The sequence below is a fragment of the Caballeronia choica genome (genome assembly GCF_001544535.1).
In the GTDB taxonomy this organism is placed as follows: Bacteria; Pseudomonadota; Gammaproteobacteria; order Burkholderiales; family Burkholderiaceae; genus Caballeronia; species Caballeronia choica.
Genome location: NZ_FCON02000470.1, coordinates 1 through 1282 on the forward strand (window position 1 = coordinate 1; position 1282 = coordinate 1282).

Here is a 1282-nt window from a genome sequence, read left to right on the forward strand (position 1 = left end):
TCGGCCGATCATCCCGCCTATAACCCTTATTCTTACCAGCGCGGCGCGGTGTGGCCGCATGACAACGGCCTCATTGCGGAGGGATTCACGCGCTATGGTTATTCGCGAGAGGCCGGGGAAATCGCTCACGGCGTGTTGGAGGCGGGGAGTTTTTTCGTGCTCAATCAGCTACCCGAGCTTTATGCCGGGCTGCACCGTAGCGCGTCAAACTTTCCAGTCCAATATCTCGGCGCCAACGTGCCGCAGGCTTGGGCCGCCGGATCCGTTTTCTCGTTGTTGTACGCCATCCTCGGTCTTCAACCCGATGCGCCCAGCAAAACCCTCTTTGTCGATCCGGTTCTGCCATCCTGGCTTGAAAATGTCACGCTCAAGGATCTGCACCTTGGAGAGAAGGTATTTGACATCCGGTTTTGGCGAACGGGCGAGAAGACCTGTTTTGAGGTAGTGAAAGGTGACCCTGCCGCCGTCGCCCGCCGGGAGATCACGGTATGGCGAAACCTGATGACACAACGCGAAGAAGGTACCTCTCCTTGAGCTGTTCCAGCATGACAGGACCGACTTGGCGGCGGCCAATGAGGCGTCGCTGACTTCGTCGAGCGTGCGACCTCGGACAGCCGTTTCGCAAGCGCTGCGGAAACACCTGATTCAGCGTGCTTTCGCGAAAGCGCCGGCAACTGGCAGACGAATTGGAACTGGAACTGGAACTTGCACTAATCATGCGGAGCATCGACTGCCATTGGCCAGACAGTTGAAGCTGCGCATGAACGGAGAGTTCTTGAAGCGGCGGTAAGGTTTCGGCGCTCTCATCATGACGAACTCGCCAACCAGAGCGGAGTCGGACGCTGTCTGGTTCGCCATGCGCGGCATTCCGCATACTGGATGGGCCGTCCTCCTATGCAACGGCCGGCGCGGTGCGACTTCCTCGCTCACCCGCGAGGCGCGAACGCGCTGAGAGGCGCAGCCAGTGCCGCAGCGCGATCAGCGCGCCGATCACGCTCATCATCGAACCCGGAATCCACAGCAGCAGCCCGCCGATCTGCTGGTCGCGGATCGGGCCGATCCACGTGAACGCGCGCCCGCAGATCGAATAGATCGGATACAACTCGTGCGGCGTCAAGAAGATGTAGGCGCCGAGCAAGATTTGCGGCGGGATCGCGGCGATCCCGATGAGAACGCGCCGCCCCGGCGCGAGACGCGCGGGCGGTGCAGGACGGGAATCGAGCACGAGCCACCAGAAGAGCAGGCCGTCGATCACCATGCTCCAGTTCATCACGCGATACAG

The 1282-nt window shown here is 60.9% G+C and carries 1 protein-coding gene and 1 pseudogene; one reads left to right on the forward strand and one right to left on the reverse strand.

Features of this window, described 5'->3' with window-relative positions; all coding sequences use genetic code 11:
- Positions 1–534, forward strand: a pseudogene (locus tag AWB68_RS45050) (glycogen debranching N-terminal domain-containing protein); the annotation flags it as partial.
- Positions 535–892: 358 nt separating this feature from the next.
- Here the strand turns inward: AWB68_RS45050 and AWB68_RS45055 are convergent.
- Positions 893–1282: cytochrome c oxidase assembly protein (locus tag AWB68_RS45055; RefSeq protein WP_143282068.1), on the reverse strand; the 390-nt coding region annotated here is incomplete at its 5' end.